18 protein-coding genes are annotated in these 23,267 nt (G+C 69.5%); 5 read left to right on the top strand and 13 right to left on the bottom strand.

Going from position 1 to position 23,267, the window contains the following annotated elements:
• Positions 1-169 precede the first annotated feature (169 nt).
• From pssA to AB0I18_RS37530, 9 genes are all read right to left on the bottom strand, one after another.
• A complete protein-coding gene (pssA, locus tag AB0I18_RS37570) occupies positions 170-988 on the bottom strand; it encodes a CDP-diacylglycerol--serine O-phosphatidyltransferase (protein ID WP_363110187.1) in 819 nt (272 codons plus the stop codon).
• Positions 989-1,010: 22 nt separating this feature from the next.
• Positions 1,011-1,658 carry a phosphatidylserine decarboxylase gene (locus tag AB0I18_RS37565; protein WP_363110186.1) on the bottom strand — a complete coding sequence of 216 codons (648 nt, stop codon included), beginning with the start codon at positions 1,656-1,658 and terminating at the stop codon, positions 1,011-1,013.
• 170 nt (positions 1,659-1,828) lie between these two features.
• On the bottom strand, positions 1,829-3,034 hold the full coding sequence (locus AB0I18_RS37560) for an acyl-CoA dehydrogenase family protein (RefSeq protein ID WP_363110185.1): 1,206 nt from the start codon (positions 3,032-3,034) through the stop codon (positions 1,829-1,831).
• A gap of 2 nt (positions 3,035-3,036) precedes the next feature.
• The gene (locus AB0I18_RS37555; RefSeq protein ID WP_363110184.1) at positions 3,037-3,549 is read right to left on the bottom strand and encodes a MaoC family dehydratase; all 513 of its coding nucleotides are present in this window, start codon (positions 3,547-3,549) and stop codon (positions 3,037-3,039) included.
• Positions 3,550-3,554: 5 nt separating this feature from the next.
• Positions 3,555-4,520, bottom strand: a complete 966-nt coding sequence (locus AB0I18_RS37550; protein ID WP_363110183.1) for a CoA ester lyase — start codon at positions 4,518-4,520, stop codon at positions 3,555-3,557.
• Entirely contained in the window at positions 4,517-6,529 is a 2,013-nt protein-coding gene (locus AB0I18_RS37545) for a protein meaA (RefSeq protein ID WP_363110182.1), read from the bottom strand. Before AB0I18_RS37545 ends, AB0I18_RS37550 begins: the two co-directional genes overlap by 4 nt.
• Before the next feature lie 10 nt (positions 6,530-6,539).
• On the bottom strand, positions 6,540-7,877 hold the full coding sequence (ccrA, locus tag AB0I18_RS37540) for a crotonyl-CoA carboxylase/reductase (RefSeq protein WP_363110181.1): 1,338 nt from the start codon (positions 7,875-7,877) through the stop codon (positions 6,540-6,542).
• Between the two features lie 468 nt (positions 7,878-8,345).
• The gene (locus tag AB0I18_RS37535; RefSeq protein ID WP_363110180.1) at positions 8,346-9,161 is read right to left on the bottom strand and encodes a TetR family transcriptional regulator; all 816 of its coding nucleotides are present in this window, start codon (positions 9,159-9,161) and stop codon (positions 8,346-8,348) included.
• A 160-nt stretch (positions 9,162-9,321) separates the two neighbouring features.
• Entirely contained in the window at positions 9,322-11,136 is a 1,815-nt protein-coding gene (locus AB0I18_RS37530; protein WP_363110179.1) for a 3-hydroxybutyryl-CoA dehydrogenase, read from the bottom strand.
• 378 nt (positions 11,137-11,514) lie between these two features.
• Between AB0I18_RS37530 and AB0I18_RS37525 the strand changes: the two genes are divergently transcribed.
• On the top strand, positions 11,515-12,108 hold the full coding sequence (locus tag AB0I18_RS37525) for an adenylosuccinate lyase (RefSeq protein WP_363110178.1): 594 nt from the start codon (positions 11,515-11,517) through the stop codon (positions 12,106-12,108).
• Positions 12,109-12,356: 248 nt separating this feature from the next.
• On the opposite strand, the gene AB0I18_RS37520 is transcribed toward AB0I18_RS37525, so the two are convergent.
• The 4 genes from AB0I18_RS37520 to AB0I18_RS37505 form a co-directional block, all read right to left on the bottom strand.
• Complete coding sequence (locus AB0I18_RS37520; protein ID WP_363110192.1) at positions 12,357-12,860, bottom strand: GNAT family N-acetyltransferase; 504 nt, start codon at positions 12,858-12,860, stop codon at positions 12,357-12,359.
• 165 nt (positions 12,861-13,025) lie between these two features.
• A complete protein-coding gene (locus AB0I18_RS37515) occupies positions 13,026-13,424 on the bottom strand; it encodes a RidA family protein (RefSeq protein ID WP_363110177.1) in 399 nt (132 codons plus the stop codon).
• 87 nt (positions 13,425-13,511) lie between these two features.
• Positions 13,512-15,110, bottom strand: coding sequence for an alpha/beta hydrolase (locus AB0I18_RS37510; RefSeq protein ID WP_363110176.1), 1,599 nt, complete (start codon positions 15,108-15,110; stop codon positions 13,512-13,514).
• A 258-nt stretch (positions 15,111-15,368) separates the two neighbouring features.
• Positions 15,369-16,424, bottom strand: coding sequence for an Rv2578c family radical SAM protein (locus AB0I18_RS37505; RefSeq protein WP_363110175.1), 1,056 nt, complete (start codon positions 16,422-16,424; stop codon positions 15,369-15,371).
• Between the two features lie 160 nt (positions 16,425-16,584).
• Between AB0I18_RS37505 and AB0I18_RS37500 the strand changes: the two genes are divergently transcribed.
• The 4 genes from AB0I18_RS37500 (at position 16,585) to AB0I18_RS37485 (ending at position 23,228) form a co-directional block, all read left to right on the top strand.
• Positions 16,585-17,028, top strand: a complete 444-nt coding sequence (locus tag AB0I18_RS37500; protein ID WP_363110174.1) for an SRPBCC family protein — start codon at positions 16,585-16,587, stop codon at positions 17,026-17,028.
• 241 nt (positions 17,029-17,269) lie between these two features.
• Complete coding sequence (locus AB0I18_RS37495; RefSeq protein ID WP_363110173.1) at positions 17,270-19,678, top strand: MFS transporter; 2,409 nt, start codon at positions 17,270-17,272, stop codon at positions 19,676-19,678.
• 180 nt (positions 19,679-19,858) lie between these two features.
• Positions 19,859-22,336 (top strand): SpoIIE family protein phosphatase, encoded by a 2,478-nt coding sequence (locus AB0I18_RS37490; RefSeq protein ID WP_363110172.1) that lies wholly within the window; start codon positions 19,859-19,861, stop codon positions 22,334-22,336.
• Positions 22,337-22,505: 169 nt separating this feature from the next.
• Positions 22,506-23,228, top strand: a complete 723-nt coding sequence (locus AB0I18_RS37485; RefSeq protein WP_363110171.1) for a class I SAM-dependent methyltransferase — start codon at positions 22,506-22,508, stop codon at positions 23,226-23,228.
• Positions 23,229-23,267: the final 39 nt, after the last annotated feature.

Below are 23,267 nucleotides of genomic sequence, written 5' to 3'. Positions count from 1 at the left end.
TTCGCCATTCGTCATGCGACATTCCCCGCTCCCGCGAGGTCACTCGGTCGCGGTGAGCACCGTGTTGAATCCGGTGTCGGCGGCCGGCGTCGCGGTCGACCGGACCCGGCCCCACCTGAAGAGGCCCCGAACCGTGTGGTTCGGGGCCTCTTCAGCGACGTACAAGCCACTACGGCAGCTGTCCCGCCCGTGCCTCGCGGCGGTTGTCCCGGAAGTTGTTCACCCGCCGGGCCGTGGCGAAGAGGGGAATCACCGCGCCGGTGACCAGTTGCAGGGCGCAGCCGGTCTGGAGCAGGAGCTGTCCGCCGGGGGCGTCGAAGGCCCAGGCCGTCAGCAGACCCATGCTGAGCACGATCCAGGAGAGCATCGCGACCGCGAGGCGGCCCCGCGGCTTCGGGTACTCGACCCGGCTCACCATCAGCCACGCGATGCCGAGGATCGCCATGAGCGTGGCGACGAACGGCAGCTCCAGGAGCACGATCGAGACGACCGTCAGCGCACCGAAGGGCGAGGGCATGCCCTGGAAGGTGCCCTCCTTCACCGTCACGCAGGAGAATCTCGCTAGGCGGAGCACGACGGCCAGTAGGACCACGATGGCTCCCACCGCCGCCACCCGCTGGTGCGCGTCGTCGGCGACCATGCCGTAGACGAGTACGAAGTACGCGGGGGCGAGACCGAAGCTGATCAGGTCCGAGAGGTTGTCCAGCTCGGCGCCCATCGGCGACGACCGCAGCTTGCGGGCCACCAGACCGTCGAAGAGGTCGAAGACCGCCGCGCACAGCATGAGGATGACGGCGGTGGCGGCGCTGTGACGCGCCATGCCCGTCTCCTGGCTGCCCGTGAGGTGCGGGATCAGGATGCCGGTGGTGGTGAAGTACACCGCCATGAATCCGCACGTGGCGTTACCGAGAGTGAGCGTGTCCGCTATCGAGAGGCGGAGAGAGAGGGGCATCTCCTCCTCGTCGTCCAGCTCGTCGGCCGTCGGCACCCAGCCAGTCTGTGTTTCAGGATCAATCACGGTCAATGCGAGTCACCCCAGCCACGGTCTTCTGACCGACCTCCACGTCGACCTCCACACCCTCGGGGAGGTAGATGTCGACACGCGAGCCGAAGCGGATCAGACCGATCCGCTCGCCCTGCTCGACCTTGGTGCCCTGAGGGATGTACGGCACGATACGCCGCGCGACCGCGCCGGCGATCTGCACCATCTCGATGTCGCCGAGCTCGGTGTCGAAGTGCCAGACAACGCGCTCGTTGTTCTCGCTCTCCTTGTTGAACGCCGGCACGAACCCGCCGGGGATGTGCTCGACCGATGTCACCGAGCCGGCGAGGGGCGCGCGGTTGACATGGACGTTGAGCGGGCTCATGAAGATCGCGACGCGAGTGCGGCCGTCCTTCCACGGCATGATGCTCTGCACCACTCCGTCGGCCGGCGAGATGACCCGGCCCGGGGCGATCTCGCGCTCGGGGTCGCGGAAGAACCACAGCATGCCCGCCGCCAGCGCGGTGGCGGGTACGGCCACGGCCTTGGCGGCGCCGGAGTGGCGCGCGCGTACCAGGCTGAGGGCTGCGGTGGCGACGGTCGGGAGGAGCCACGGCGATGCTCCGCGCGCGAGGCGAACCCGACCGCGTGGTGCAGAGGTTTGGCTGTGGGGCATGGATGACCTTCGTAGCGGATGATGCCGCACTGGAACGGGGGACGGCGGCTTTCCCGGGATCGTACCGGTCGCGGGCCACAACTGGGCAAGCCAGGAAGCCGAGTCGGCGGCTGAAGAGTGTTGACGGGGTGTGACCTTGTTCTCGATGGAAACACCCCTAATCGGGATAACTATCCCTGGAATCGATACTCCTCGAGCAACCTGCGACCGATGATCATTTTCTGGATCTCGGCGGTACCTTCACCGATCAGCAGCATGGGCGCCTCACGGTAGAGACGCTCGATCTCGTACTCCTTGGAGAAGCCGTAACCGCCGTGGATCCGGAAAGCGTCCTCCACGACCTCTTTGCAGTACTCGGAGGCGAGGTACTTCGCCATCCCCGCTTCAAGGTCGTTTCGTTCCCCGGAGTCCTTTTTGCGTGCCGCATTAACCATCATCGCATGAGCGGCCTCGACCTTGGTAGCCATCTCGGCCAGTTTGAACTGGATCGCCTGGTGCTGGGCGATGGGTTTGCCGAAGGTGTGGCGCTGCTGGGCGTAGGAGACCCCCAGTTCGAACGCACGCTGAGCGACACCGCAGCCACGTGCGGCCACGTTGACGCGGCCGACCTCGACGCCGTCCATCATTTGGTAGAACCCTCGGCCGGTGGCGCCGCCGAGCACGCGATTGGCCGGAATACGCAGGTCGTCCATGATGAGTTCGGTCGTGTCGACGCCTTTGTAACCCATCTTGTCGATCTTCCCGGGGATGGTCAGGCCGGGGCGGACCTCACCGAAGCCGGGCTCCTTCTCCACCAGGAAGGTTGTCATCGACTTGTGGGGGGCGGTGCCCTCCGGGTGTCCTTCGTCACTCTTCACCAGAACGGCCACGAGCGTCGACGTTCCGCCGTTCGTCAGCCACATCTTCTGACCGTTCAGGACGTACTCGTCGCCGTCCTTGACCGCTTTCGACGTGATCGCCGACACGTCCGAGCCAAGTGCCGGCTCCGACATGGAGAACGCGCCGCGCACCTCGCCCGCCGCCATGCGCGGCAGGAAGTACTCCCGCTGCTCCTGCGTGCCGTGCTGCTTGAGCATGTACGCCACGATGAAGTGGGTGTTGATGATGCCGGACACCGACATCCAGCCGCGCGCGATCTCCTCCACGCACAGCGCGTAGGTGAGGAGCGACTCACCCAGACCCCCGTACTCCTCGGGGATCATCAGCCCGAAGAGGCCCAACTCCTTGAGCCCGTCGACGATCGCCTGCGGATACTCGTCGCGGTGCTCCAGCTCCGTCGCGACCGGGATGATCTCCTTGTCCACGAAGTCCCGGACGGTGGACAGGATCTCCTGCTGGATGTCGGTCAGACCGGCGGTCTGGGCGAGTCGCGCCATGGCTACTTCTCCTGCTCCTTCAGCTGGGGCCGGCCGGGCTGTTCGCCGCCGCGCTCCTTGATGTACGTCTCGGTGGGGACCATCACCTTGCGGCGGAACACGCAGACCAGCGTGCCGTCCTGCTTGTAGCCCTTGGTCTCGACGTAAACGATTCCGCGGTCCGACTTGGACTTGGAGGGCGTCTTGTCGAGGACCGTCGTCTCGCCGTAGACCGTGTCGCCGTGGAAGGTCGGCGCCACGTGCTTCAGCGACTCGACCTCCAGGTTGGCGATCGCCTTGCCGGACACGTCGGGGACGGACATGCCGAGCAGCAGCGAGTAGATGTAGTTCCCGACGACGACGTTCTTGCCGAAGTCGGTCGTGTTCTCCGCGTAGTTGGCGTCCATGTGGAGCGGGTGGTGGTTCATCGTCAGGAGACAGAAGAGGTGGTCGTCGTACTCGGTGACCGTCTTGCCGGGCCAGTGCTTGTAGACCGCGCCGACCTCGAACTCCTCGTAGGTGCGTCCGAACTGCATGGTGCTCAGGCCTCCGGCGCTTCGAACTTGGACGTGCGGGTCATGCCGGCGGCCCGGCCCTTGCCGCTGATCACGAGGGCCATCTTGCGGCTGGCCTCGTCGATCATCTCGTCGCCGATCATCGCGGAGCCCTTCTTGCCGCCCGCCTCGGACGTGTAGTACTCGTACGCGTCCAGGATCAGCTCGGCGTGGTCGAAGTCCTCCTGGGACGGCGAGAAGATCTCGTTGGACGCCTCGACCTGGCCTGGGTGCAGCACCCACTTGCCGTCGAAGCCGAGGGCGGCGGCGCGCTGGGCGACCTCGCGGTAGCCGTCGACGTTGCGGATCTGCAGGTAGGGGCCGTCGATCGCCTGGAGGTTGTTGGCGCGGGCGGCCATCAGGATCTTCATCAGGATGTAGTGGTAGGCGTCCGCCGGGTAGCCGGGCGGCTGCTCGCCCACGACCAGCGACTTCATGTTGATCGACGCCATGAAGTCGGCCGGGCCGAAGATGATCGTCTCGACGCGCGGGGACGCCTGGGCGATCTCGTTGACGTTGTTGAGGCCCTTGGCGTTCTCGATCTGCGCCTCGATACCGATCTTGCCGACCTCGAAGCCCATCGTCTTCTCGATCTGGGTCAGCAGCAGGTCCAGGGCGACGACCTGCTGGGCGTCCTGGACCTTCGGCAGCATGATGCAGTCGAGGTTCGGGCCCGCGCCCTCCACCACCGTGACGACATCGCGGTACGTCCACTCGGTCGTCCAGTCGTTCACGCGCACGACCCGCGTCTTGCCCGTCCAGTCGCCCTCGTTGAGGAACTTGACGATCGTGTGCCGCGCCTCGGGCTTGGCCAGCGGCGCGCACGCGTCCTCCAGGTCGAGGAAGACCTGGTCGGCCGGGAGGCCCTGCGCCTTCTCCAGGAAGCGGGGGTTGCTTCCGGGCACAGCGAGGCAGGAGCGACGCGGTCGCAGGCGGTTGACGGGGCTTGTCATGCGGGGACCTCCAGAGGGTCGAGCTTGTTCGCTTTGCGGATCTCGTCGACGATACGGCCGATGATTCCGGTGATGTCGAAGTCCTTCGGGGTGAAGACCGCGGCCACTCCGGCGGCCCGCAGCTGTTCGGCGTCGGCGTTGGGGATGATTCCGCCGGCGATCACCGGGATGTCGGCGGCGCCGGCCTCGCGCAGCCGCTCCAGCACGTCCGGCACCAGCTGTGCGTGCGAGCCGGACAGGATGGACAGGCCGACGCCGTGCACGTCCTCGGCGACGGCCGCGGCCACGATCTCCTCGGGTGTGAGCCGGATGCCCTGGTAGACCACCTCGAACCCGGCGTCACGGGCCCGTACGGCGATCTGCTCGGCGCCGTTGGAGTGCCCGTCCAGGCCCGGCTTGCCCACCAGGAAGCGGAGCTTGCCGACCCCGAGCTCGCGAGCGGTCGCGTCGACCTTGCGGCGGACCAGCGCCAGCGCGGTGCCCGCCTCGGCGGTGACCGCGACGGGCGCCGAGGAGACGCCGGTGGGTGCCCGGAACTCGCCGAACACCTCGCGCAGGGCCCCGGCCCACTCGCCGGTCGTGACACCGGCGCGGGCGCACTCCAGGGTGGCCGCCATGAGGTTGTCGGTCCCGGCCGCGGCCTCCTTCAGCCGCTCCAGGGACTCGCTCTGACGGGAGGGCTCGCGCGCGGCACGCCACTGCCCGAGGGCCGCCACGACGCGTGCCTCGACCGTCGGGTCGGCCGTGTGGATGGCCGCGTCCAGATCCGCCGTCAACGGGTTCGGCTCGGTCGCCTCGAAGCTGTTGACGCCGACGATCTTCTCCTGGCCTGACTCGATACGGGCCCGGCGCTCGGCGTGCGAGGAGACGAGCTGCGACTTCAGATAGCCCGACTCGACGGCCGCCATCGCGCCGCCCATCTCCTCGATGCGGTCGATCTCGGCCAGCGACTCCTCGACCAGCTCCGCCACCTTGGCCTCGACGACATGCGACCCGGCGAAGATGTCCTCGTACTCCAACAGGTCGCTCTCGTACGCGAGCACCTGCTGCATGCGCAGCGACCACTGCTGGTCCCAGGGGCGGGGCAGGCCCAACGCCTCGTTCCAGGCCGGGAGTTGGACGGCACGCGCGCGTGCGTCCTTCGAGAGGGTCACGGCCAGCATCTCCAGGACGATCCGCTGGACGTTGTTCTCCGGCTGGGCCTCGGTCAGACCGAGGGAGTTGACCTGGACCCCGTACCGGAAGCGCCGGTGCTTGGGGTTCTCGATCCCGTACCGCTCGCGCGTGATCTTGTCCCAGATGCGGCCGAACGCCCGCATCTTGCACATCTCCTCGATGAAGCGGACGCCCGCGTTCACGAAGAAGGAGATGCGGGCGACCACATCCCCCTTCCGGTCCTCGGCGATCTGGCCGGAGGCGAACACCGCGTCCAGGACGGCGATCGCGGTGGACATCGCGTACGCGATCTCCTGGACCGGGGTGGCTCCCGCCTCCTGCAGGTGGTAGCTGCAGATGTTGATCGGGTTCCACTTGGGGATGTTGTTGACCGTGTAGCAGATCATGTCCGTCGTCAGACGGAGCGAGGGCACCGGCGGGAAGACATGCGTCCCCCGCGACAGGTACTCCTTCACGATGTCGTTCTGGGTCGTCCCCTGGAGCTGGGTGTTCTCGGCCCCCTGCTCCTCGGCGACGACCTGGTAGAGCGCCAGCAGCCACATGGCGGTGGCGTTGATCGTCATCGAGGTGTTCATCTGCTCCAGGGGGATGTCCTGGAACAGCCGCCGCATGTCACCGAGATGGGAGACCGGCACCCCGACCCGGCCGACCTCGCCGCGGGCGAGGACGTGGTCGGGGTCGTAGCCCGTCTGCGTCGGCAGGTCGAACGCGACCGACAGACCGGTCTGGCCCTTGGCGAGGTTGCGCCGGTACAACTCGTTGGACGCCTCTGCCGTGGAGTGACCGGCATAGGTCCGCATGAGCCACGGCCGGTCCTTCTGGCGCTCTGTCATCTGTCGAACCTCAGACGTTCCGGAAGCGGTTGATGGCGTCGATGTGCTGGGCCCGCTTCTCCTCGTCGCGCACGCCCAGGCCCTCGCGGGGCGCCAGCGTGAGCACGCCGACCTTGCCCTGGTGGAGGTTGCGGTGCACGTCGTACGCAGCCTGCCCGGTCTCCTCCAGGGAGTACACCTTGGAGAGCGTCGGATGGATCTTGCCCTTCGCGATCAGCCGGTTGGCCTCCCAGGCCTCGCGGTAGTTGGCGAAGTGCGAGCCGATGATGCGCTTCAGGGACATCCACAGGTAGCGGTTGTCGTACTCGTGGTTGTAGCCCGAGGTCGAGGCGCAGGTGACGATGGTGCCGCCCTTGCGGGTGACGTACACGCTGGCGCCGAAGGTCTCGCGGCCCGGGTGCTCGAAGACGATGTCCACGTCCTCGCCGCCGGTGAGTTCACGGATGCGCTTGCCGAAGCGCTTCCACTCCTTGGGGTCCTGGTGGTGCTCGTCCTTCCAGAACCGGTAGTCCTCGGCGTTGCGGTCGATGATCGCCTCGGCGCCCATCGAGCGGCAGATGTCCGCCTTCTGGTCGCTGCTCACGACACAGATCGGGTTGGCGCCGCCGGCGAGCGCGAACTGCGTGGCGTACGAGCCGAGTCCGCCGCTCGCACCCCAGATGAGCACGTTGTCGCCCTGCTTCATGCCGGCGCCGTTGCGGGAGACGAGCTGCCGGTACGCGGTGGAGTTGACCAGCCCCGGCGCGGCGGCCTCCTCCCAGCTGAGGTGGTCGGGCTTGGGCATCAGCTGGTTGGACTTCACGAGCGCGATCTCGGCGAGGCCGCCGAAGTTGGTCTCGAAGCCCCAGATGCGCTGCTCGGGGTCGAGCATCGTGTCGTTGTGGCCGTCGGACGACTCCAGCTCGACGGAGAGGCAGTGCGCGACGACCTCGTCACCGGGCCGCCAGGCGTTCACGCCCGGGCCGGTACGCAGCACGACGCCCGCCAGGTCGGAGCCGATGATGTGGTACGGCAGGTCGTGCCGCTTGGTGAGCTCGCTGAGCTTGCCGTAGCGCTCCAGGAACCCGAAGGTCGCCATGGGCTCGAAGATCGAGGTCCACACCGAGTTGTAGTTGACCGAGGAGGCCATCACGGCCACCAGGGCCTCGCCGGGGCCGAGTTCCGGCACCGGCACATCGTCCAGGTGGATCGACTTGCGGGGGTCCTTGTCGCGGGTGCTGAGCCCGGTGAACATCTCCGTCTCGTCCTTGTGCACGGTGATCGCGCGGTACGAGTCGGGCAGCGGCAGTGCGGCGAAGTCGGCGGAGGTCGACTCCGGCGACTGAATCGCGTCCAGGATTTCCTTCACGGTGTTGCCTCCGGCGAGTGGCGTCCTGAGGGGAGACGCTGAGGGTTACGTCGGGGTGGTTGCTGCTGGTGTGAGGCGTGCCGTCGGTTCGGCGAAGGGTGGAACTGGCAGCGCTTTGTGGCGCGGAAGGTTTGCCTGTGACGCAGGCGTCCGGGCGCGCTCGCCAATGGCTTGCGACTGGCTTGCGGGGACAGCCGGCGTACGAAGGATCTCTGCACGCCGGCCGCCCGGACATCTCCAACGTATGGCACGGCGTGTCACCTGGCAAGGCACCGAGTGCCAACAATTTCTCTCACTTGTCATCTGCGCGTAACAGATGAGCGATGATCGATCAGAGGGGCGGCACCGCGGAGCCTCTCGCGGTGCCGGGTGCGGGTCGCGGGACGCCCGTCGGAGAGGGCTCACGCCCCCTACGGTCCGCCTGCTACGCGATCTTCGCCAGCCGGGTGCGGCGGCGGGTGCCGGAACCTACGACCGGTCCCGGAGAGCCTGCTCGATGGTCCGCATGACCTGGTGCAGCGGAGCGTCCACGCGGGCCACGGTCACCAGTACCTCGCCCTCCACCGACACGGAGGACGCCGACGGCGACAGGAGCCCGGTGTCCCGGCCGACGCCGATCCCCGTACCGAAGGTCTTGCGGACGATCGCGAAGGCGTGGTCCAGCTGCGCCTCGACATCCCCCTGCGCCCCGGCCCGCAGCCACCGCCGCAGCACGTGGTTGTGGGCCGTGACCACGGCGGACGCGGCGACCTCCGCGAGCAGCGGGTCGTCGTTGGCGTCGTCGTCGTGGGCATGCTCGTCGAAGTGCCCGAGCAGATAGCGGGTGAACAGCCGCTCGTACCGCGCCACGGACGCGATCTCCGCCTCCCGCAGCGTCGGCACCTCGCGGGTGAGCTTGTAGCGCGACACCGAGATCTCCGGCCGGGCCGCGTACATCTTCATGACTTCCTTGATGCCCCGGCACACCGTGTCCAGCGGGTGCTCGTGCGCCGGCGCGGCGTTGAGCACCGCCTCGGCCCGGATCAGCGTGTCGTCGTGATCCGGGAAGATCGCCTCTTCCTTGGAGCGGAAGTGCCGGAAGAAGGTGCGCCGGGCCACCCCGGCCGCGGCCGCGATCTCGTCGACGGTCGTCGCCTCGTACCCCTTCGTCGCGAACAGCTCCATCGCGGCGGCCGCCAGTTCGCGGCGCATCTTGAGCCGCTGCGCGGCGGCGCGACTGCCCGCGGCACTCTCCGGAGCGTCGGACGTAGCTGGTGTACGGGAGGACTTGGCGGGCTGGGACATGCTCCGAACGTACTGCATCCGCGCAGCGGAGCGCTCACGACCGGGTCTCTCCCCGCCGGGGGCGGGGAGAGCAGATCTGGCCGGGTCGAGCAGCCCGCCCCAGCCGTCGCGATCGGCGGGCCGCTCGCCGGGCCGGTTCCCGGCCCACTCCTCGCGCGGCTCAGCGCCGTGCATATTCGCGGAAGCCGCGGCCCGTCTTACGGCCGAGGCAGCCCGCGGCCACCAGGTGCTCCAGCAGCGGCGCCGGAGCCAGGCCCGGGTCGCGGAACTCGCGGTGCAGGACCTTCTCGATGGCCAGCGAGACGTCCAGGCCGACCACGTCGAGCAGCTCGAACGGGCCCATCGGGTAGCCGCCGCCGAGCTTCATCGCGGCGTCGATGTCGTCGAGCGAGGCGTAGTGCTCCTCGACCATCTTGATCGCGTTGTTCAGGTACGGGAACAGCAGCGCGTTCACGATGAAGCCCGCCCGGTCGCCGCAGTCCACCGGGTGCTTGCGGACCTTCGCGCAGACCTCGCGGACCGTGGCGTGCACGTCGTCCGCCGTCAGGACGGTCCGCACGACCTCGACGAGCTTCATCGCCGGGGCCGGGTTGAAGAAGTGCATGCCGATCACGTCCTGCGGCCGCGAGGTGGCGCGGGCGCAGGCGATGACGGGCAGCGAGGAGGTGGTGGTGGCCAGGATCGCGCCCGGCTTGCAGACCTTGTCGAACGCCGCGAACAGCTGCTGCTTGACCTCCAGGTCCTCGGCCACCGCCTCCAGCGCCAGATCGACGTCCGCGAAGGCGTCGTACGAACCCGCCGGGATGATCCGCTCCAGCGTCTCGGCGGCGGCCTCGGCGGTCATCCGCCCCTTGTCGACCGAGCGCGAAAGGGACTTGCCGATACGGGCTTTGGCGGCCTGCGCCTTCTCCTCGCTGCGCGCCGCGAGCACCACCTCGTACCCGGCCTTCGCGAAGACCTCGGCGATGCCGGACGCCATCGTTCCGGAGCCCGCGACGCCGACCGAGCGGACGGGACGGCCGGGGATTCCGGCACCTCCGGAGAGCGGGGTCAGCGCGTCCGGCACGACGGTCGCGCTGCCCGGTGCCTCGTACGTGTAGAAGCCGCGGCCCGTCTTGCGGCCGGTCAGGCCCGCCTGGCTGAGCTGTTTGAGGATGGGCGCGGGGGCGTGCAGCCGGTCGTGCGACTCGGAGTACATCGCCTCCAGGACCGTGCGCGCGGTGTCGACGCCTATCAGGTCCAGCAGGGCGAGCGGGCCCATGGGCAGGCCGCAGCCCAGCTTCATCGCGGCGTCGATGTCCTCGCGGCTGGCGTACTTGGCCTCGTACATCGCGGCCGCCTGGTTGAGGTAGCCGAAGAGCAGCCCGTCGGCGACGAACCCGGGGCGGTCGCCGACCGCCACGGGCTCCTTGCCGAGTTCGATGGCCAGGTCGGTGACGGCGGCGACGGGGCCGGGCGCGGTCAGCACGGACGAGACGATCTCGACCAGCTTCATCGCGGGCGCCGGGTTGAAGAAGTGCAGGCCGAGGACGCGCTCGGGGCGGGCCGAGTCGGCGGCCAGGCGCGTGACGGACAGGGCGTTGGTGCCGGTCGCCAGGATCGTCTCCGGACGGACGATGCCGTCCAGCTCGCGGAAGATCTGGTGCTTGATCTCGTACGACTCCGGAACCACCTCGATCACCAGGTCGGCGTCGGCCGCGGCCCGCAGGTCCGTGGAGGTGCGGAAGCGGGTGAGGGCGTCCCCGCGCTCCTGCTCGGTGAGGCGCCCGCGGCTCACCGCATGGGCGGTCGAGGACTCCAGCGCGGCGACGGCCCGGGTGGCGGCGGCCTCGCTGATGTCGATGCCGACGACCTCGCGGCCGGCCCGGGCCAGGATCTCGGCGATGCCGGTGCCCATCGTGCCGAGGCCGACGACGGCGACGGTCCTGAGCGGGGAGGGAGAGGTGTCGGACAGGTCGGACAGGGGAGCGGCCATCGCGGGACTCCAGAATGAGTGACGACTGAGGGACGCACCCGGGTACGCCGACGGGCGCACACGGTGCGGATTTTTGCGGGTGAAGTCCGGGCTACGAAGCGCACACGCCCGGTGCCGTCCGCCGACGCGGAACACAGTCCCGCGAAGCGGTGTGGGAGAAACCCGACCGGCCCTGTCCCGGAGCCGTGTCGTACTGCGGTACAACGAAGTACCGAACCGACGAGCACTGATGCACTCGTGGCGGCTGCGTCACCAGGCCACCGCGAGCAAGTGCGAGTGGGTAACTCGCTCGATTGAGCTTAACTCGCGGGTAACGAGCGCGCCAGCCCGTGTTCGGGCCCGACCTTTGTGACGTACGTCGCCGATAGGCTCCTCATCATGGACGAAGAGTTGCGATCGCTCACCCAGCGCTTACGGCACGAGGCGGGCGCGGCGGCCTCGTACTCGCTCGAACGTCTTGCCTCCACCGGGGATCTCGACGAGCTGGCCGCCGTGCTCACCGCCCCCGAACAGCCGCTCTGGGCCCGGGAGTTGGCTGCCTTCCGGCTGGGTGTCGCCGGGGACCGGCGGGCCTTCGAGGCCCTTGTCCTGCTCCTGAACCACCGCGACCCGCAGCGCTGCGCGTCCGCCGCGTACGCCCTGGCCCGGCTCGGCGACCCGCGCACCGCCCGCGCGGCGGCCACCCTCGCCACCAACGAGCTGCGCGTCGCCTACGCACTCCATCCGGTACGGCTGCTCGTCGAACTCCGGGCCCCCGAGTCCGTCCCCGCGCTGATCACCACCCTGGCCCGCAGGTTCCGTCCCCACGACCCGTACCGCCGCGTCGCCCTCGCCTGCGTGGAGGGCCTCGGCGCGCTGGGCGACGAACGGGCCCGACCCGTCCTGAACGAGGCCCTCGCCCATCCGGCACTGGCCCAGACGGCGGCCGGCGCGCTGAGGCGGCTGCCGGCACCACGGGCACCAAGGAAGTGACGGGGAGGAAGTGAAGAAAAGGGAGCGCCACGGAGGGGAGTGGCACGGAAGGGGCCGACGGGCCGCCTCCCGCGGCGCCTCGTCGGCCGTTCCCACCGCGTCGCCGCAGTCCCGGCCAGGCTGTGAGAGCTACGAGCGTAGTGCCGTTCGGCCCGGGCAGGTCCTGGCCGTACTCGGAAAATGTTCCCCGTGTCCGGCCAACCCCCTTGTTGCGATGCCGAGTTGAAGCGGGAGGCCGGGAATCCCCTTCAGGAACCGCCCAGCACACGGGCGTACCGCACCTCGGGGACCTCGACGCCCTCCACCTCGAAGGGCTCCTCGGCACCGTCCGCGGTGAAGCCGGCCTTCTCGTAGAAACGCCGGGCGGGCCCGTTCTCCTTGAGCACCCACAGCAGCATCCGGCGGTGCCCGGCGGCCGTGCACCGGGCGGTGGACTCCCGCAGCAGGGCGCGGCCCACACCGCGCGTGAGCCGGCCGGGGTCCACGTAGATCGCGTACAACTCGGCGTCCCCGGTACGGATCTCACCGTCCCGGTACGGACCGTGGCAGGCCCAGCCGACGATCTCCCCGTCCCATTCCGCGACCAGGTTCACCACGCCCTCGCCGGCCTGCTCGAAGCGTGCGCGTCGGCGTGCGACCTCGTCCGCCATGTCGAGTCGGTCGAGGTACGACCGCGGCATCATCCCCGCGTACGCGCTCTGCCAGCCGCGCACCCGGATCTCGGCCACGCGGAGACAGTCGGCGAGGGCCATCTCGCGGATGCGAATGGAGACGGGGGTAGAGGTGGGGGTGGAGGTGCGGAATGGGGAGGGGAAGGGCGCGGGAGGGGTGTCCATGGCGGCACCTTAGGCGTTCGTGATCCCGGGGCGCCGAGGATTTCCGGCGGCCCACGAGCCGGTTCCGGCGGTCCCCGCGGCCTACGCGGGCAGCAGCGCGAACGCCTCGATCTCCATCAGGAACTCCGGCCGCACCAGGGCGGTGACCTGCACCGCGGAGGCGGCCGGAAGGCGGTCGGCGGATATGTGCTCGTCCCGGGCCGCGCGGACGGCCGGCATGTACGCCATGTCCGTGACGAAGAAGGTCAGCTTGACCACGTCGTCGAAGCCGGCCCCGGAGGCGGCCAGGCAGCGCCGCAGGTTCTCGAAGATCTGCCGGGCCTGTGCCGCCGGGTCGTTCTCCCCGACGAGCTTGCCGTCCTCGTCGAGCGCGAGCTGGCCCGAGATCGCCACGAAGCGGCCCGTGCCCATCACTACGTGCGTGTACGCGGTGGCGGGGGCGACCCCGTCGGGGGCGGAAATGCGGGTCAGTTCGGTCATGGATCAATCCTGCACCACGCCACTGACAACGCCCCCGACGGGCGATCACCGTTCAGTCGTCCCGGTCGTCGACCCGGTCGCCGACGTTCAGTCCCGGAATCCGAGCAACCCGTGCAGCGTCGCGCCGCGCGAGCCCGCGGACCCCGCGGACTCCGCGCTCAACGGCTTCGGGTCGGGCAGTGCCTTGCACACCGCGTCGACCTCGCCGCCGCTGCGCGGCACCTTGCCACTGGCCAGATAGGTGGCCAGGTGTTTGTCCAGGCAGGTGTTCCCGCTCAGCGTGATGCCGTGGTTGCCGCCACCCTGCTCGACCACCAGGCTGGAGCCGCGCAGCAGGCGATGGACCATGACACCGCCCTCGTACGGGGTGGCCGCGTCGCCCGTCGCCTGCAACAGCAGCGCCGGCGGCACCGAGTCGTTGGAGACGTCCACCGGTTCGAGGGTGTCCGTCGGCCAGAACGCGCACGGCGCGTTGTACCAGGCGTTGTTCCAGGTCATGAACGGCGCCTTCTCGTACACCGCCCAGTTGTGGCCGCGCCACTGGTCCCAGTCGCGTGGCCATTCCGCGTCACGGCACTGCACCGAGGTGTAGATGCTGTAGCCGTTGTCGCCCGCGGCGTCGACGGCGCCGAAGTTCTCGTACGCCTCGACCAGCGGGTCGTCGTTCTTGGCGTTCACGAAGGCCGCGAACGCCTCGGCGAGGTACGGCCAGTAGCCGTTGAAGTAGCCGCCGGGGACGAACGTGTCCTCCAGTTCGGAGGCGCCCACGATCTTGTCCGCCGGCTTCTTCGCCAGCGCCGCGCGCATCGCGTACCACTTGGCCTCGATCTTCTCCGGATCGGTGCCCAGCTTGTACGTCGTGTTGTGCTTGGCGACCCAGGCCATAAAGGCCCGGTGGCGGTCGTTGAAGGCGTAGTCCTGCGCGATGTTGTCGTCGTACCAGACGCCGGTGGGGTCGACGATGGAGTCGAGCACCAGGCGCCGTACGCGCTCCGGGTAGAGCTTCGCGTAGACGGCCCCCAGGTAGGTGCCGTACGAGTACCCGAAGTAGTTGATCTTCTTGGCGCCGAGTGCGGCGCGGATCGCGTCCATGTCACGGACCGCGCTCACCGTGTCGAGGTACGGCAGCAGGTCCCCGTACTTCGTGCCGCACGCCTCGGCGAAGGCCTGCACCCGGTCGAGGTTGGCCTTCTCGATGGCCGGGGTGCTCGGTACGGAGTCGGGGCGTACCGGCGAGAAGTGCCCCGGCCCGCAGTTCAGGGCGGGCTTGCTCGCGCCGACGCCGCGCGGGTCGAAGCCGATGACGTCGTACTCCGACGCCACTGCCTTCGGCAGCGAGCTCGCGACGAACCCGGCCATCGTGAGACCACTGGCACCGGGCCCGCCCGGGTTCACCAGCAGCGGCCCCTGGTACGCCTTCTTCGAGGTGTGCGGGACCCGGGACAGGGCGAGCGTGATGCGCTCGCCGTGCGGGTTCGCGTGGTCGAGCGGCACCTTCAGGGACGCGCACTGGAGCGTCGGATAGTCCGCGGTGCCGCACTTCTTCCAGGTGAGCTTCGCCGGGTCGGCGGTCCGGGTGGTGCGCGGCGCGGTCGCGGAGTCCGTGCTCGCGCCGGCCGGGATCGCGGTGACCATTCCGGCCACCATGGCGGCGGCACCGCACAGGGCGGCCGCACGTCGGTTCACGGAGAATCGCTTCGCATTGGCTTTCCGGGCGCGGATCCCGGCCTGTTCTTCGGGCTGGGGGGCCGGGGGTCGTCCCCCGGGGAGATGCAGCATGGGTCCTCCCAAGACGGAGGTTTTGAGCCGTGCACGCCACGGCCTTCGCCGCATCGTCCCGGAACGGGCGCCCGGAAGGAGTGGTTCTGACAAGAGTTGAGCCGATTGGACCGCGCGATGCCCTCGGATGCCGGTCAGAGGCAGGCCGAAAAGAGTCGGTCTCCGTCACAGGAGGGTCAGCTGCGTCGGACCCGCCGCGGGTTCCACTGTGTTCGTCGGGTCTGCCGGGTCCGCCGCGGGGACTCGTCGCGGCATCCCCGCGCGCGTGGGACCTATCCCGTACTCCTCGGCCAGCTCGTGCACCTGACGGGTGATCCGGCGCTGGTACCACTTCGGGGCGTACGCGCCCTCCGCGTACAGCCGCTCGTAACGGCGCACCAGATGCGGGTGGTAGTGCGCCAGCCAGCTCATGAACCACTCGCGTGCCCCCGGCCGCAGATGCAGCACGAGCGGGGTCACCGAGGTGGCGCCGGACGCCGCGATGGCCCGTACCGTGGCGCGCAGTTGGGACGGCTCGTCGCCCAGGAAGGGGATCACCGGGGCCATCAGGACCCCGCAGCCGATGCCGTGCCCGGTCAGGGCGCGTACGACGTCGAGGCGGCGCTCCGGGGCGGGCGTGCCGGGCTCGACGGTCCGCCACAGCTCCTGGTCGGTGAAACCCACGGAGACGGAGATCCCGACCTCGGTGACGGCGGCCGCCTGCTTCAGGAGGTCGAGGTCGCGCAGGATGAGCGTGCCCTTCGTCAGGATCGAGAAGGGGTTCGCGTGGTCCCGTAGGGCGGCGATGATGCCGGGCATCAACTGGTAGCGGCCCTCCGCGCGCTGGTAGCAGTCCACGTTCGTACCCATCGCGATGTGCTCGCCCAGCCAGCGCCGCGAGCCCAGTTGCCGCCTCAGCACCTCCGGGGCGTTCACCTTCACCACGATCTGGCTGTCGAAGCCGAGGCCCGTGTCGAGGTCCAGATAGCTGTGGCTCTTGCGGGCGAAACAGTAGACACACGCGTGCGTGCACCCCCGATAGGGGTTGACCGTCCACTCGAAGGGCAGGCGGGACGCCCCCGGCACCCGGTTCACGATCGACCGTGCCCGGACCTCGTGGAAGGTGATTCCACGGAACTCCGGGGAGTCGAACGTACGGGTGGTCACCGCGTCCGCGCCGAACAGCGCGGCGTCCGCGGGCTGGTTCCCGCCGGACTCCACTGTGAGGTTCTCCCAGCGCATGACGCCTCCTCGATAGCACTGGCCACAGAATAGAACACATGTTCCCTTGATCGTGCGAACGGGATTTCGACGGCCTTGGGGGACCCCGATTTGGGCGGCTCGGGCGCGTGGTGGTTGGCTGAGCGTCGACCCCCGAGATCCCGAGTGCTGGAGGAACGCAATGGCGCAGGTCGAGGCCACCACGGAGCGAGTTGTAGCGGCTCAGCCGGACGACGTGTTCGATGCGCTGGCCGACTACAGCGGCACGCGCCCGAAACTCCTGACCGAGCACTTCAGCGAGTACGAGGTGCGCGAGGGCGGCGACGGAGAGGGCTCCCTCGTTCACTGGAAGCTCCAGGCCACCAGCAAGCGCGTCCGCGACTGCCTGCTGGAGGTGAGCGAGCCCACCGACGGCGAGCTCGTCGAGAAGGACCGCAACTCCTCGATGGTGACCACCTGGCGGGTCACCCCGGCCGGTGAGGGCAGGTCCCGGGTCGTCGTGAGCAGCGTCTGGAACGGCGCCGGCGGTATCGGCGGCTTCTTCGAGAAGACCTTCGCGCCCAAGGGTCTCGGCCGGATCTACGACGGGGTGCTGGAGAAGCTCGCCACCGAGGTGGAGAAGTAGTCCTTCCCGCTGTCGGGGACAGCCGTTGCCGCGGTCCCCGGCGAGCCCGGAAGTGCCCGTCCGGGCGATTCTCACGCTCACCGTTTCGAGTGGTTTTCGGTATGGCTCAGTCGTCCGCCGTAGGGCTCCCACCGGCGGTTACGTCCGCCCGGCCGGCCTGAAGGGCGACTCGTCGCGCTTGCTCCCAGATGTCGCGTAATGCGAGAAATGGGCCCCGCAGGCGCGACGAGGGGAGCAGCACGTGGGCGGGACGACGCTGACGAAGAGCGAGGGGGCCCTTTCGGCTCCGGCCCCGGGAGCCCGCCAAGGGCCTCTGGAATCCCAGCGGTTGGCGGAGCTCAGTCCACGCCGCGTCCGGATGGTGTTCTTCGCGCTGATGCTGGCGCTGCTGCTCGCCGCGCTGGAGCAGATGATCGTCGCCACCGCACTCCCGAAGATCGTCGGCGAGCTGCACGGCCTGGACCGGATGTCCTGGGCGATCACCGCGTATCTGCTCACGTCCACCATCGGACTGCCCGTCTACGGCAAGTCGGGCGATCTCTACGGCCGCAAGGGCGTCTTCCAGTTCGCGATCGTCGTCTTCGTCGTGGGCTCCGCGCTGGCCGGACGGTCGCGCACCATGGACCAGTTGATCGCCTTCCGCGCCCTCCAGGGCGTCGGCGCGGGCGGTCTCATGATCGGCGTCCAGGCGATCATCGCGGACATCGTGCCGCCCCGCGAACGCGGCCGCTTCATGGGCCTGATCGGTGCCGCGTTCGGCCTCGCGTCGGTCGCGGGCCCACTGCTCGGCGGCTACTTCACCGACCATCTCTCCTGGCGCTGGTGCTTCTACATCAACGTGCCCTTCGGCCTGCTCACACTCGCGGTCGTCGCCGTCGTGCTCAAACTCCCGAAGCCCACCGCGAAGCCGCGCCTCGACGTACTCGGCGCACTGCTGCTCGCCGCCGCTTCAACGTGCCTGGTGCTGCTGACCAGTTGGGGCGGCACGGAGTACGCCTGGGGCTCGCGGGTCATCCTCGGGCTCGGCGCGGGAGCCGTCGCCTCGACGATCCTGTTCCTCGTCGCCGAGCACTTCGCGGCCGAACCCCTCATCCCGCTCCGGCTGTTCCGCGACGGCGTCTTCAACGTCACCGGCCTGGTGGGCGTGATCACCGGGGTCGCCCTCTTCGGCGCGGCCAGCTATCTGCCGACGTTCCTGCAGATGGTCGACGGCGCCACCGCCACCGAGTCCGGCCTGCTCATGCTCCCGATGATGGGCGGCATCGTCGGCGCCTCGGTCGTCTCCGGCCAACTCATCAGCAGAGGCGGCCACTACAAGATCTACCCGATCCTCGGCTGCGCCCTCTCCGCGATCGGCATGTGGCTCCTGTCGAGACTGGCGGCCGACACACCCCGACTGCACTACAGCGTCTGGATGGCCGTACTCGGCGCCGGCATCGGCCTGGTCATGCCGGTACTGATCCTCGCCGTGCAGAACTCCGCGCACCCTCGCGACCTCGGCACCGCGACGAGCGCGAACAACTACTTCCGGCAGATCGGCGGCAGCGTCGGCGCCGCGATCTTCGGCACGCTCTTCGCCCACCGGCTCGCCGACGCCCTCACCGAACGGCTGCCCGCCGGTGCCGCCGCCGAAGCCGGCCTGCCCGACCCCGAGTCCGTCACCCCGCAACTCGTCCGGACGCTGCCCGCCGATCTGCGCGAGGGCTACATCCAGGCGTACGCCGACGCCATGCCGCGGATCTTCCTCTACCTCGTGCCGGTGCTCGTCCTCGGCCTGCTCATCGCCTTCTTCCTCAAGGAGAAACCGCTGGTGTCCCACCACACCCACACCGCCGACCCCGGGACCACACCGCTGAACGCCTCGATCCCGCAGGCCCGTTCGTCATACGCGGCCGGGCTCCCCGTCTGCGGCACGGTGCAGCATCCCGACGGCACCGCCGTGCCCCGGGCCGCGCTCACCCTCATCGACATCGCGGGGCAGCAGATCGGACGGGGCGCGAGCGGCGAGGACGGGCGGTACGCGTTGTCGACGCCGGGACCGGGGTCGTACGTCCTGATCGCCGCGGCCGGCGGGCACCAGCCGCAGGCCGTCAGCGTCACCGTCGGCGAGCGGGCGGTGGAACTGGACGTCGTGCTCGGCGGTGCCGGGCGGCTGGCCGGGGGCGTGCTGACGGCGGACGGGACGCCTGTTCGTGACGCCGCCGTCACGCTCACCAACGTGCACGGGGAGGTGGTGGCCACCACGCGCAGTGGGCGTGAAGGGACTTATGTCATCAGTGAGTTGGTGGCGGGGGAGTACACGCTGGCCGCGAGTGCGCCCGCGTTTCGGCCGGCCGCGCTGCCCGTCAGTGTGCAGGCCGCGCGGGAGACGCGGCAGGACGTCGAGCTCGCGGGTGGGGCCGTGCTGCGGGGGACTGTGCGGGCGAGTGAGGGGCGGGCGGTGGAGGACGCGCGGGTGACCTTGCTGGATGCCGCGGGGAATGTGGTGGACACGGTGACGACAGGTGGAGAGGGAACGTTCCGGTTCGTTGATCTTTCGTCCGGGGAGTACACGGTGATCGCGTCCGGGTACCCGCCGGTGGCCACGGTGCTTCAGGTGGCCGGGGGTGGGCGGAGTGAGCGGGATCTTCAGTTGGGGTATGAGGGCTGATGGTTGTTTGGTGGGTGCGGGGCGTCTGTGGCTGGTCGCGCCGTTCCCCGCGCCCCTAAAAGGGGCGCCGTCGTGCGCCGGGGCAATTCCCGTATTGCCACACATGGCAACCAGGCGCGGACGTACCGTGGTTGTGGCGGTACAGATCTTTGCGGACCGTGGGAGAAGGGGGCCTGGGCCATGGATCGTGGTACCGGGATGGGCTCGACTCCTCATCACGCGGGCGGTGACGGTGTTGTGGCCGGGCGGGTTCCGCTGGCTGTGGTGGTCGTCGGGCGGGACGGGCTGGTGTCGCACTGGAGCCGGGGTGCCCGGCGGCTGTTCGGTGTCGCCAAGGAAGAGGCGGTCGGGCGTCCCGCCGTCGATCTGCTCCCCGTCTCCGGCGCCCTGCCCGAGGACGACGAGGGCGCGCCTTACAGCGCCTACGCGGTGTACGACGGACTCGGTCCCGACCTGGAGTCCTCCCTCGACGGGCGGCTGTCCTACCCGGCGGCGGGCCGCGCGCGGCTCACAGCGGCGGGCAGCGACCGGATCGACGTGCTGTGGTGGGCGTACCCGCTGGTGGGCCCAGGACCGGAACGGCTCCTTGTGCTCGCCGCCGACGCGGGCGGGCTCCGCCCCGACGACGACAACGGCAGCGGCGGAAGTGCGGGTCTGGAGCGGATCGCGCCCGGATTCGCCCTGCACACCGACTTTCCCGGCGCCGAGGAGCTGGCCCGCCGGCTGCCCGAGATCCTGCCCAGCATGAGTGTCGGGGAGGGGGCCCGCATCGTCGCGCAGGTTCTCGAACTGGGCTATCCCGTCCTGGAGTTCAGCCAGCACGACCGGGTTCCCGTCACCCCCGACTGGGGCGTGCCGCGTCGTGCCGAACGCAAGGCGCGCCGGGACCGGGCGGCCGCGGCGGCCGTCTCCGGTGATCCGCCGCCGCAGGACCTCCAGGACGAGGGCGAGGACCTGGAGTACACCGCCGTCCGCGAACGCCTGGAGTTCCTGAACGAGGTCAGCGGACGCATCGGCACCTCGCTCGACCTGTCCCGCACCATCATCGAGGTCAGCAAGGCCGTTGTGCCGCGCTTCACCGACGTGGCCGGCACCTATCTGCGCGAACAGGTCGTCGCCGGTGAGGGTTTCCCCGAGGGCGTGCCCGACACGACCACCATGTGGCACCGGGTCGCCCTGGAGCACACGGACGAGCCGGGCCGCTGGGACGACGTCGTACCGGTCGGCGAGGCCATGCCGTTCCCCGCGCACACCCCGTTCTTCCAGTGCATGACCACCGGCGAGCCCGTCCTCGTGCCGCGCATCAGCGAGCAGATGGGGCACATGATCGCCGCGCAGTTCGAGAAGCGCGACATCCGGCCCCTCATCACCAACCGCTCCATGCTGGTCGTGCCCCTGAAAGCCCGCAACGTGGTGCTCGGGTTCATGATCCTGCTCCGCCACCCGGAGCGCGTCGAGTTCAACGACATGGACCGCGTCACCGGCGCCGAACTCGCCGCCCGCGCCGGGCTCGTGCTCGACAACGCCCGCATGTACACGCACCAGGAGAGCGTCGCCGAGACCCTCCAGGACAGCATGCTGCCGCACATCGCGCCGCGCATGGCCGGCTGCGACATCGCCACCCGCTATCTGCCGGGTACGTTGCTGGGGCGGGTCGGCGGCGACTGGTTCGACTCGGTCAAGCTGCCCGGGTCACGGACCGCGCTCGTCGTCGGCGACGTGATGGGCCACGGCCTCAACTCGGCCGCGATGATGGGCCAGTTGCGCACCGCCGTACAGACCATGGCCGCTCTCGACCTGCCGCCCGCCCAACTCCTGCGCAATCTCGACGACTTGGCGCAACGCCTCGGTGAGCACTACCTCGCGACCTGCCTGTACGCGGTGTACGACCCCATCGCGAGCGAGCTGCAGATCGCCAACGCGGGCCACATACCACCGGTGTTGGTGCGCGCCGAGGACGGCCGCAGCGATCTGCTCGACCTGCCGACGGGCGCGCCCATCGGCGTCGGCGGTGTGCCCTTCGAGTCCGTACGGGTCCGGGTGGCGCCCGGCGACCGGCTCGTGATGTGCACCGACGGACTGGTCGAGGTGCGCGGCGAGGACATCGGTGTCGGCCTCGCGGCGCTCTGCGAGTCCGCCGCCCACCCCGCCGCGTCCATGGACGACGCCTGCGACACCATCATCCGCGCCCTCGCTGTGACGTTCGCGGAAGCGGGCCAGGGCGGCGGCCGCAAGGACGACGTCGCGCTCCTGATGGCCCGGCTCAACGGCATCGAGCCCGCGGACGTCGCTCAGTGGCGGATCGGGCTCAGCCCGGTCGAGGCGGGCAGGGCGCGCGCGGTGGTCCGTGAGCAGCTCCACGAGTGGGGCCTCAACTCCCTGGCTCCGCAGGCCGAGTTGATGGTCAGCGAGCTTGTCACCAATGCCATCCGCCACTCGCACAGTCGCCCGATCGAGCTCCGGCTGGTCCGGGGCGACACACTGCTGTGCGAAGTGGAGGACGACGACCACACGCTGCCCACCCTGCTCAGCGCGGGGCCGCTCGACGAGGTCGGGCGGGGGATGCGTGTGGTCAGCACCCTGGCGCGCGAGTGGGGCACCAGCCGTACGAACTCCGGCAAGACGGTGTGGTTCGAGATGACCGTGCCGCGCCGCTGACGCTCGGGGGCGTGAAGGGCACGAAGGGCGCGAGGGGCGTGCATCCGCGTACGGCTGTGGAATGAGCAGTGAAGGTATGCGCCATGTGCTTGTCGCTTTGCCCGGGGCGCGATAAACCGGACTGCCCGTCACTTTTGGGCGGTTCGCGGTCGCATCCTGGGGAGCTGGCATGAGCGTGACGACTCGGTACAGGGAGGCCTGGGAGGGCTTCTGGCGCGAGGCCCCCGACGATCAGGGGGCGGTGTTCTGGGACGCCGAGCCCGCGCTCACGATCGGCGTCCATCTTCCGTTGTTCGAGCCGCACCTGGCGGCTCCCGGCCTGCCCTTCGTCGACCTCGGCTGCGGAAACGGCACCCAGACCCGGTATCTCGCCGACCGCTATCCGCGGGTCGTCGGCGTCGACCTCTCGGCCGCCGCCCTCGACCATGCCCGGCAGGCGGACCCGGCGGGCCAGGTCGCCTACCGGCTGTTCGACGCGGCCGAGAAGAGTGAGGCCGAGAGGCTGCATGCCGAGCTCGGTGACGTCAATGTGTATATGCGGGGTGTTCTGCACCAGTGCGAGACCGATGATCGGCAGCCGCTGGTCGATGGTCTTGCCGCGCTCGTCGGTGAGCGTGGCCGGGCCTTCCTTGTCGAGCTCGCCGAGGCCGCGGGGGCCGTCCTGCGCGGGCTTGCCCAAGGGCCTGGTGGGCCGCCGGCCAAGCTCGCGCCCGTCTTTCGGCACGGGATCGCTCCTGGTGAGGTGGCTGATGCCGCGGTGCCGGAGTATTTGCGGGTGGCTGGGCTTGCTGTGCTGGCGAGTGGGGAGTTGCCGCTTGTCACCACGGAGTTCGGTGACGATGGTCGGCGGATCGAGTTGCCGTCGAAGTGGTTGGTGGCGGGGCGTAGCTGAGCGTGTGAGGGCTTGAGGGCGGGTTGTCGGCTGCGGGTG

The organism is Streptomyces sp. NPDC050704 (assembly GCF_040654355.1).
In the GTDB taxonomy this organism is placed as follows: domain Bacteria; phylum Actinomycetota; class Actinomycetes; order Streptomycetales; family Streptomycetaceae; genus Streptomyces.
This window is presented reverse-complemented; position numbering and strand designations above follow the sequence as displayed.

Bases quoted from the DNA above. Each gene is read 5' to 3' on its own strand.
- AB0I18_RS37565 (WP_363110186.1), bottom strand. From the start codon at position 1,658: ATGCCCCACAGCCAAACCTCTGCACCACGCGGTCGGGTTCGCCTCGCG.
- AB0I18_RS37560 (WP_363110185.1), bottom strand. From the start codon at position 3,034: ATGGCGCGACTCGCCCAGACCGCCGGTCTGACCGACATCCAGCAGGAG.
- AB0I18_RS37555 (WP_363110184.1), bottom strand. From the start codon at position 3,549: ATGCAGTTCGGACGCACCTACGAGGAGTTCGAGGTCGGCGCGGTCTAC.
- AB0I18_RS37550 (WP_363110183.1), bottom strand. From the start codon at position 4,520: ATGACAAGCCCCGTCAACCGCCTGCGACCGCGTCGCTCCTGCCTCGCT.
- AB0I18_RS37545 (WP_363110182.1), bottom strand. From the start codon at position 6,529: ATGACAGAGCGCCAGAAGGACCGGCCGTGGCTCATGCGGACCTATGCC.
- AB0I18_RS37535 (WP_363110180.1), bottom strand. From the start codon at position 9,161: ATGTCCCAGCCCGCCAAGTCCTCCCGTACACCAGCTACGTCCGACGCT.
- AB0I18_RS37530 (WP_363110179.1), bottom strand. From the start codon at position 11,136: ATGGCCGCTCCCCTGTCCGACCTGTCCGACACCTCTCCCTCCCCGCTC.
- AB0I18_RS37525 (WP_363110178.1), top strand. From the start codon at position 11,515: ATGGACGAAGAGTTGCGATCGCTCACCCAGCGCTTACGGCACGAGGCG.
- AB0I18_RS37520 (WP_363110192.1), bottom strand. From the start codon at position 12,860: ATGGCCCTCGCCGACTGTCTCCGCGTGGCCGAGATCCGGGTGCGCGGC.
- AB0I18_RS37515 (WP_363110177.1), bottom strand. From the start codon at position 13,424: ATGACCGAACTGACCCGCATTTCCGCCCCCGACGGGGTCGCCCCCGCC.
- AB0I18_RS37505 (WP_363110175.1), bottom strand. From the start codon at position 16,424: ATGCGCTGGGAGAACCTCACAGTGGAGTCCGGCGGGAACCAGCCCGCG.
- AB0I18_RS37500 (WP_363110174.1), top strand. From the start codon at position 16,585: ATGGCGCAGGTCGAGGCCACCACGGAGCGAGTTGTAGCGGCTCAGCCG.
- AB0I18_RS37490 (WP_363110172.1), top strand. From the start codon at position 19,859: ATGGATCGTGGTACCGGGATGGGCTCGACTCCTCATCACGCGGGCGGT.
- AB0I18_RS37485 (WP_363110171.1), top strand. From the start codon at position 22,506: ATGAGCGTGACGACTCGGTACAGGGAGGCCTGGGAGGGCTTCTGGCGC.